The sequence below is a fragment of the Peribacillus sp. NPDC096448 genome (assembly GCF_044762675.1).
Classification (GTDB): domain Bacteria; phylum Bacillota; class Bacilli; order Bacillales; family DSM-1321; genus Peribacillus; species Peribacillus frigoritolerans_B.
Genome location: NZ_JBIWEU010000001.1, coordinates 449217 through 458234, shown reverse-complemented (window position 1 = coordinate 458234; position 9018 = coordinate 449217). Strand labels below are relative to the sequence as shown.

The window sequence follows — 9018 nt, the reverse complement described above, 5'->3', positions numbered from 1 at the left end:
GTTACACCCTCTTCTTTGTTAATTTAAGTAATACTTTACTCAAGCTATCTTCCGTAAGTGCCTCTGCATCAGCAAAGTCAGATACTGTAAAAGCAGACTCTGTCGTTGGTGGATTTAACAGGAGTCGAAGCTGATTTAACATGCCCTTTGCTATCGCTTGAATTGTCAATCTGGAAAACTGTTCTCTACTATACATCCAAACAAAATGTAGCTCCTCATCTTTTACCATACCGACAACATCAATCGGGTGAGATGGTTTCGATTCTGGAGCATGGTCTAAGCGTGTAAATCCTTTCTCCTGCATAAACAAAGATTCTTTGGAAAACACTTGATCAAATTGTCCCAAATAGTTAAAGCTTATCGATGGTTTTTGCTGCTGATAGATCGGAAGCAATTCTCTGCTCAAGTAAAGTAAAATACCATAATCAATGCCATGATTCGGAATTCGACGCAATTGATCTTTCACAGCCTTTAATCCCTCAATAGGTGTCGTTGTTCCTTGAAGATCAAAGTGAACCGGATAAATACTTGTGAACCAACCCACTGTCCGCGATAGGTCAACGCCTTCGATCATCTCTTCTCTCCCATGTCCTTCCAAGTGAACAGAAAGCTTATGCTGATTTGTACAGTCGGCTATAGCTTGTACTAATGCCGTCATTAGTACCTCGTTAATCCGTGTTTTATAAGTCGCCGGAACTTCTTGTAACAACGCATGGGTCTCTTCTGCTCCCAACGTCACCGTCACTTGATCAGTCGATGCTTCTGTCGTTTCCTGTATAGGATAGTCCATCGGAATCGTCATCACTTGTTTTGCTGCCTGTTCATGCCAATAATCTTGTACTTCTTTTGAAATATCTGACTCACTGTATGCCTGTAGTCGTTCCGACCATTCTTTAAAGGATGTACTTTTCGCAGGTAACCGAACTTTCTGACCTTGTTCTATCTGGTTGTATACGGCCTGTAAATCTTCCAATAGAATTCGCCATGATACCCCATCTACTACTAAATGATGAATCGTCCAGAATAATCGATCGTTCCCATTCGAACCGCCATCGAAGTACACTACTCTCATCAATGGACCTGTAAGTAAATTGAAACTGGCTTGAGTGATATCCATCTCATCTTGTATCACTTGATTCCACGCTTGTTGATCAGCATCGTTTCGCTTTATCACACGAAGTACAGACTGTTCATCAATCCCCTCATTTCTCTGCTTCCAGGTTCCATTGGGCAATTGTCCATATCGGAAACGTAAGGCGTCATGATGCTTGAGTAAGTTTAATAGCGCTTCCTCTAGTAACTCCACATTCAATCTCTCTCTTACTCTCAAAAGCATCGACTGATTCCAATGTTGTGGATGCGGATGATCTTGCTCGAAGAACCAGTACTGGATCGGGGTGAGCGGTACCTCTCCCGTCACAACACCCTGCTCCGCTTGCACTCCCTGATCTTCTTTGACTACTTGTGCCAACTCGGCAATCGTTGGGTGATCAAACATTTGCTTGGGTGTAAGTTTTAAGCCCAATTGACTCGCTCCTGATATGATTTGAATGCTGAGAATCGAGTCTCCACCAATTTCAAAGAAGTTATCATGGATTCCCACCTTTTTAATCCCTAATATTTGTTTCCAAATGGTAGCCAGTGTTTCTTCGTTACTATTCCGGGGGGCAACACATTCACTTTCGATTTTCCTCTCCCCTGGTACATGTAAGGCCTCACGATCAACTTTACCGTTAGCAGTTAGTGGAATGGCTTCCATCATCACAAATTCTGAAGGAACCATATAGCTTGGTAGTTCCGCCTTGAGATAATCTCTCCATGCACCTACATTCCCATCACCCACGACATATGCCACTAATCGTTTATCACCTGGCTGATCTTCTCGTACGATTACAACAGCCTCTTTTATGGATGTATGCGCGTGTAAAGCAGATTCAATTTCCCCGAGTTCAATTCGGAAACCACGGATCTTCACCTGGTGATCAATTCGCCCAAGATAATCCAGATTTCCGTCAGGCAAGTATCTCGCTAAGTCTCCTGTCCGATATAATCGCGCTGCCGGATCACTACTGAATAGATGAGGAATAAAACGTTCTGCTGTCAATTCGGGTCTGTTTAAATACCCACGTACGAGTCCTGCTCCACCAATATATAGTTCCCCAGTTACGCCAATAGGCACAGGCTGTTGACAAGCGTCTAGCACATACACTTCTAAATCTGGAATCCGCTTTCCGATATTACTTTTTAAAGAATGCTGCACATCATCTTGGGTAATTGGATAATAAGTAACATGAACGGTAGTTTCTGTAATTCCATACATATTGATTAGCTGTGGCTTCTGCTCTCCATATCTTTGAAACCATGGTAGCAAGCTGGTAGGATCGAGTGCTTCCCCACCAAATATGACATAGCGCAGATTCAAGTTTTTATTCTCATCTTCTTGTTCACACACCTGTATCAATTGTCGGAATGCGGATGGTGTCTGATTAAGAACCGTAACCTCTTCCTTTACTAACAGTTGATAGAAATCCTTGGGCGATCGACTGATCCAGTAAGGAACAACGACCAATCTACCACCATAGAGCAATGCCCCCCAAATTTCCCATACCGAGAAGTCAAACGCATAAGAATGGAAAAGCGTCCAAGTATCTTTTTCATCAAACTGATACCAGCATTCCGTTGATTTAAATAAACGAATCACATTGTGATGCTCTACCATAACTCCCTTCGGATTCCCTGTTGATCCTGAAGTATAAATCACGTAAGCGAGGTGTTGAGGACTAACATCAGAAATCGGTAAAGCAGTACTTTCTTTCTCAATTTCAACTTGATTTCGATCAAGACAAATCGATTTGATATTCTCTGGTAACCATTTCGATCCTTTTAAACTTTCTTGCGTTACGACCAACTGAATGCTAGCGTCCTCTAAAATATACTGAAGTCGCTGCTCTGGATATGTTGGATCTAGTGGAACATAAGCTCCGCCAGCCTTCAGAATTCCCAAAATACCTACAACCATTTCAGGAGAACGTTCAACACAAAGTCCAACCAACGAATCGGGTCCTACTCCTTTTTTCTGCAGATAGTGAGCTAATTGATTCGCACGTTCATTAAGCTCCCTATAGGTAAGCCTCTCCTTTTCATACATAACTGCAATGGCATTGGGATGAATCGTCGCTTGCTGCTCAAACAGCTCATGAATGGTTGCTTGAGGTGGAAAGTCAAGCTTAGGATCATTGAACTCTACTAAACTTTTTCTTTTATCCACTTCTGAAAGGATTTCAATCTCAGCAACCTTCTGTTTCGGATTTTTAAATGTGTTTTCCATTAATGCTAGCATGGTGTTAAAAAAGCGAATCATCTCTTCTTTGGAAAATAATTCTTCACGATAATCAATATGTACTTGCAAGGAGTCTATATCAGTCAAGTTTTCGATATGCACTGCAAAATCTTGTACTTCTTCACGATTTGGAATCCAAAGAGAGTCACCACTTTCACCACGCTCTCTATAATCGATCGTAGTTCCAAAAAGTCGAACATTACTGTTATTCTCTTGATTCATCTGCTTTAATAACAAATCAAATGGATATTTCTGATGTCTTAATACTTTACGTTGCTTCCTCGACACTCGACCAATAAATGAGAGTACTTCTTCATCAGGATCGATATCCATTCTCAGAGGAACTGTACTCACCATCATTCCAATTAATTCCCGCTCCATTTTAGTCATACGATTGCCATAAGCCATTCCCAAGGCAATATCAAGCGACGAGGTCCAACGATACATCGACAACGAAAGCGCAGCAACAAAAAGAGTATATATACTAAATCCGTAATGATCAGAAAATTCTTCTAACCCCCTCTTTGAATATTCAGATAATTCGAACGTCTCACGTGATGCTCTCGTACTGACTTGGTAAGCATTATAGGGTTTCAATCCCGTTACGGATGGAAGTGTTTTGAATTCCTCTAACCAGAAGCTTTGATCTTTTTGAAAACGACTGCTGTTCAAGTACGTCTGTTCATTGACTAGAAACTCAACATATGAGTTCCTAGGGATGTTCATATCTTTCTCACTATGAAACTCATGATAATATTTAGCAATCTGACTAGTCCAAATTTGGATTGATAAACCATCCATGATAATGTGGTGAACATTGCCAAAGACGGCACACTCATTATCGCTTATTTTTATTAAAGCAAAATAGTATAATTCAGAATCAAATAACGTAAACGTCTCTTGCGCCTTCTGCTCAATCCATTTTTCCAGCAAATCGGAATCTCTCACGGAACTGAGGTCGAAGAAGTCAAATTCTCGTTCTTGATGTTTAACAAAATATTGCTCAGGTTCCTGGTGCCTATTTTCTTTCAGCCTGATACACAGACCATCATTTTCACTGATGACACGATTCACGGCTCGATTTAATATCGAATAATTCATTTTTCGATTGATCTTGAACAAGAATTTCAGATTACATATCCCTTTACCTGAATTAATAAATTCTGTATACCATATTCTCCTCTGTGGATGACTTAAAGGATAACACTCCTCGTTGGACATAAAAAATTCTCCCTTCAAAGATGATTTACACTTATGGGTTCGTGTTTAACCCAAAAATATTTTTGTAATAAGACCCCAATTACTCCAATAATGAGGAGCCCAATACCCACATAAAAATAGAGTTGAGTTACTCCGAAAATGTGAACCAGTGGTCCGCTCATAGCAGGAGAAATGATGAGGACTGCATTTGCTAAACTGCTTTGAATCCCAAATACTCTTCCGACCTGTTCTTGATGAGATTCTATTTGCAAAATGACTTGATTGGATACAAGCATAAGTCCACTTCCAAAACCAGCAATAAAACTAATCAGATAGCCAAAAATGAGGGATGTACCGGGACTTATCAGACCAATCCCACCAAAGCCAATTCCCATTAAAGCGATGCCTCCACATAATACCCAACCATATTGAAAATGTTTCAATTTCTGAGTTAAGAATGCACCAATTATTCCCCCAATACCAATAATAGAAATGATGTATCCCATTTTACTCTTATCATTTGGGAACAAGCTCTTAAATAAAGTAGGGAACTGTGAGTCTACTAATTGTAATACTGCCATAGCTATTGTAAAGAAAATCATGGTTGATAATATCATCCGATTGGATAATACATAAACCCAAGCTTGTAACCAAGCAGTCCAAGTACTTTGCTGTTGCTTTTCTACCTGTTCTCTTGACAGAGATTCCTTTAACCTTAATGTCGGCAACAGAACCAAAGCAGCTAGAAAACAGCATATTGCCCTTATAACCAGACAAAAATCTGGCTGGAACCAGCCCAGTAACATTCCTCCTATAAGTGGACCCACTATTTTGGTTCCTTGCTCAACTATCCCATTGATACTTACCGCTTTGGTAAGCAGATCAGGGGAAACAATCTTTCGTGTTAATGTTTGCTGTGCAGGATAATAGAAAACGGTAAAAATGGAACGAATCATTAATACTAACAAAAGCCAATGAATATTTTGGACAAATAAAAGAACAATTGTTAATAGACCAACCATAAGATTACAAAACATCATAATTGGAATTTTTCTAAAGCGATCAGCAATCACACCTGCCCATGAACTAAATAAAATTCCAGGTAGTGCATACGCAACGGGAATCAATCCAATCATGGTGGGGTCTACTTCCCATTCAAAAGCAACAATGGTCATAATGGCTAACATGTCAATAAATACTCCGAGCATAAGCAGTGAATACGCAGAAAAAACCTGTAAATAAATTGTATTTCCCCATAGCCCTTTTGAGTCGGTAGTTTTCATAAAAACGAGCTCCTTAAATTTACTAAAAAAGAACAACGATAGGTCATTCCAACTCTCTAGCCAGTTATCTTCAAAGCTCGTGTGATATAGCTGACTCGCTGGATTACTATGGAGTCCGCCTAAACGTCCTGCATAATAAATGCCATTATTAATTAACCAACCATTTTCATCTGTCACATTATGTATGAGGGCAATTTTACTAACCTCGTTTATGAAGGCATCAATCTTTCCATACCACATCGTCGTATTAGCTTCTTTACCTGTTTCTTGCAAATAGGACTGTATGTCATAATCAATCCCTTGCATTAAATCATATATAGCTTGTCCTTTTAAACGATCGCTTTCATATGTAGAGAGATTTTCACTATACCGTTTTAAAAATCTTCGTCGCATACTGTACTATTTCAGCATCAATAGAAGCATTGCCAATTAATTTCCCTTAAGAAGCTACCACTTTATCTTGCTGACCTGTTACCTTGTTTAAAGTTTGGGTTCTTAGCCATTTCCTTTAATGCCGATAAACACTTATCGTGGAAGCTTCTCTCATTTAAATAGCATAGTTCGTTATTATAAAATCCTATATAAAAAGCAGAACGTTATACCTCAACAATTGTTTCGATTCTCTTTGAATCATCTTTCGTAAAGGTACTTCCTTTTTTCCCTAATTCATTGATGATAAGTTGCATGCGCTCTTTATTTTGATAAAACTTTTGTTTCCTCACTGAATTGGAATATGTCTGTAATTTGATTCCAGTGAATATTACCAAGCGTATCAATTAGCTCACTATCACTCATTCTTAAGCTCTGCTATCGAGTACTGTTGCTGCAATTGCTTCGTTTCAGCGCGTTTAATAATTGGAGCTGGGCGTTGTGAAAAATCTGCTATTTTAATCATTTTTCAAATGATAAGGTTTCATCAGCCTTTGAAGAATGTACAATTTCATCTTTTGGTATTTCTATGCCATCAGGTTTCATTTGTAATACATTATAAGGCGTTTTATCTGTTGCTATTTCTTCTTGTAACCCTCCTAATGATAGTGCCATTGTACTAATCCCAATTAACACTTGATTGAATTTTATTTTTTTTCATAACAAGCTCTCCTCTGGTACTATATTGCTCTTCTGAAAATAACATATTATGTAATAAAAACAATATAAAATGCCATATTTGTTAAAATTTTCTTATATAATTTGAACTCTTAGACACAATTTAGACCAAATCAGTACCCCTCTATGTTCTATTTTGTAAGAGAATGAGTAAGCTAACCTTACAAACACTGAGTTCCGTGGAGCTAATTTGAACCTACTAAGAAAAACGACATGGAAGCAGAGCTTTGGTCAGCAAGTAAATGGGGAGTAGATATGAGAACAATCATTCCATACAAGGTGTTGACTTGTCTGATAAAAGTTTTTCTGCTAGACAGTTGCTTTTGTTCTGGATTCTCAAAAAGTTACGTTTATTAAACCGCATCTTAGATTGTTGATCAATACGGTTAATTGTGGTCCAGCCAACAAAACTCGGAAAACATACGCTAAACGAATTTAAACCTAAAAAAGGTGGTTGTTTCCTGTACGTTAAGGAACACCGACTTTTTAGTTGGCTTCTTCATGTAAAGTAATAGTTGAAGAAGAGATAGCATATGCCTAATGGTTTAATCCCTCATAATGATACTTTCCCAAAGTTTTTTAGTCGTTAAAAGCCTCTGCATTTTGTTCTGTAGATGCCAACCTGACGTGTAAAAGTATTCATTAATTTTGATTCGATCGGACATAACGCTAGGATTGGTAAGTTATTTATAGTTTTTAACATCTTTTTTAACAACCCTTGCCCCCGAAAAACCTCATTTAAAGCAAATTGATATAGCGAAATGCTATTGGATGTTTTTTTCTGTAAAATCGAAAAGCTCCTACTACTTGACCATCGACTATCGCCACAATCATTTGTTTTCTTCTTATAGCTGCTCTAATTCTGAGGGGGCAAAAAAACTCTTTAAGAATAAACCCGCTTTTATTATGATCTAAATTGTTTTTGAAGAAGGATACGACTTAAGGTGCATGGTGTATATCGGCTAATTCTATCTGCACCTTTCCCCCCTTGAATCATCTACACTTATCTGTAGTGAGTTAAGTGCAGACGATTCAACTTCTATTTTAAACAAACAAGACCGTAGACAAACTCGATTTTATCGAGTTTGTCTACGGTCTGAATCGGGCTTCTTTTTAAGAGCCCGATTTTTAATAAGTCCATTTTTTAAGGAATTCTTTCGTGCACTGCCTGCCCCTATTGATCAATTCACCCTTTTTTTCATCATTCAAGTTGAAATCCATTGCAGAAATTCCCTTCATCGGGATAAATACAATGTTATGGACGTGTTTCTTGGAAATATACCGTGCATCGTGGGCATCTTTCATCGTTTTGAATAGTGCGGAGAACAATTCAACCGCATTATCTACCTCATGGGGTTTCCATATCTCATCGACGCTTAACCGCAAGCCAATGACCGGTCTTTCCTTTCTTACATGATCTGAATTGAATAACCACATTGGAAAATTGCTTAACACACCTCCATCAACAAAAAGGAACTTGCTTTTTCCTACATTAAGTTTGACTGGCTCAAAGAAATAAGGAATGCTACAACTCATTCTTACTGCCTTTGCCACTGGAAAAGCGCCCGGATCTATTCCATAATTCGGTAAATCATCAGGCAGTACGACCAATTTCCCATTTGAAATGTCAGAGGTTATGATACGGAGTGATTTCGGTCGAACATCCTTAAAGGTGATTACATTCCTTTCGGCAAGTTTACCGGCGACCCAGGCTTCCAAAGCGTTGCCTTTATAAAGGCCCAGTTTCCAGTATAAAAGGAGCCATTTGGCAAATGGGATAGGCAAAAGACCACGCCTTTTATCCAGCAGGCCGCTTAAATCTATATCAAGAAAAAGCTTTTCCATTTCTTTTCCCGTGTACCCAGCTGCTACGAAAGCTGCAATGATGGATCCTGCACTTGTACCTGCTGTTCGATGGAATACAAATCCCTTTTCTTCTAATTCCTGCAGGGCTCCCACTAAACCATAGCCTTTAATCCCGCCTCCGGAAAAAACGCCGTCAATAATCATAGCTGCCCTCCCCTAATCCGGTCTTTACATTTCTAAGCAGGATTAGAGCGATTTATGACAGTTTTAAGAAGAATTTGC

At 38.9% G+C, this 9018-nt stretch carries 3 protein-coding genes and 1 pseudogene; all 4 read right to left on the bottom strand.

Annotation, left to right across the window (positions count from 1 at the left end):
- Position 1: 1 nt before the first annotated feature.
- The 4 genes and pseudogenes from ACIQ0C_RS02260 to ACIQ0C_RS02245 all read right to left on the bottom strand — a co-directional run bounded on the left by ACIQ0C_RS02260 (position 2) and on the right by ACIQ0C_RS02245 (position 8940).
- Positions 2-4561: an amino acid adenylation domain-containing protein gene (locus tag ACIQ0C_RS02260; protein ID WP_403056502.1), complete on the bottom strand. Its 4560-nt coding sequence runs from the start codon at positions 4559-4561 to the stop codon at positions 2-4.
- 14 nt (positions 4562-4575) lie between these two features.
- Positions 4576-5823 carry an MFS transporter gene (locus ACIQ0C_RS02255; RefSeq protein WP_403057097.1) on the bottom strand — a complete coding sequence of 416 codons (1248 nt, stop codon included), beginning with the start codon at positions 5821-5823 and terminating at the stop codon, positions 4576-4578.
- A 99-nt stretch (positions 5824-5922) separates the two neighbouring features.
- A pseudogene (locus tag ACIQ0C_RS02250) lies at positions 5923-6867 on the bottom strand (M9 family metallopeptidase N-terminal domain-containing protein); the annotation flags it as partial.
- A gap of 1191 nt (positions 6868-8058) precedes the next feature.
- Complete coding sequence (locus tag ACIQ0C_RS02245) at positions 8059-8940, bottom strand: patatin-like phospholipase family protein (RefSeq protein WP_402835012.1); 882 nt, start codon at positions 8938-8940, stop codon at positions 8059-8061.
- Positions 8941-9018 lie beyond the last annotated feature (78 nt).

Coding starts and splice junctions, on each gene's coding strand:
- ACIQ0C_RS02260 (WP_403056502.1), bottom strand. CDS start 4,561: ATGTCCAACGAGGAGTGTTATCCTTTAAGTCATCCACAGAGGAGAATA.
- ACIQ0C_RS02255 (WP_403057097.1), bottom strand. CDS start 5,823: ATGAAAACTACCGACTCAAAAGGGCTATGGGGAAATACAATTTATTTA.
- ACIQ0C_RS02245 (WP_402835012.1), bottom strand. CDS start 8,940: ATGATTATTGACGGCGTTTTTTCCGGAGGCGGGATTAAAGGCTATGGT.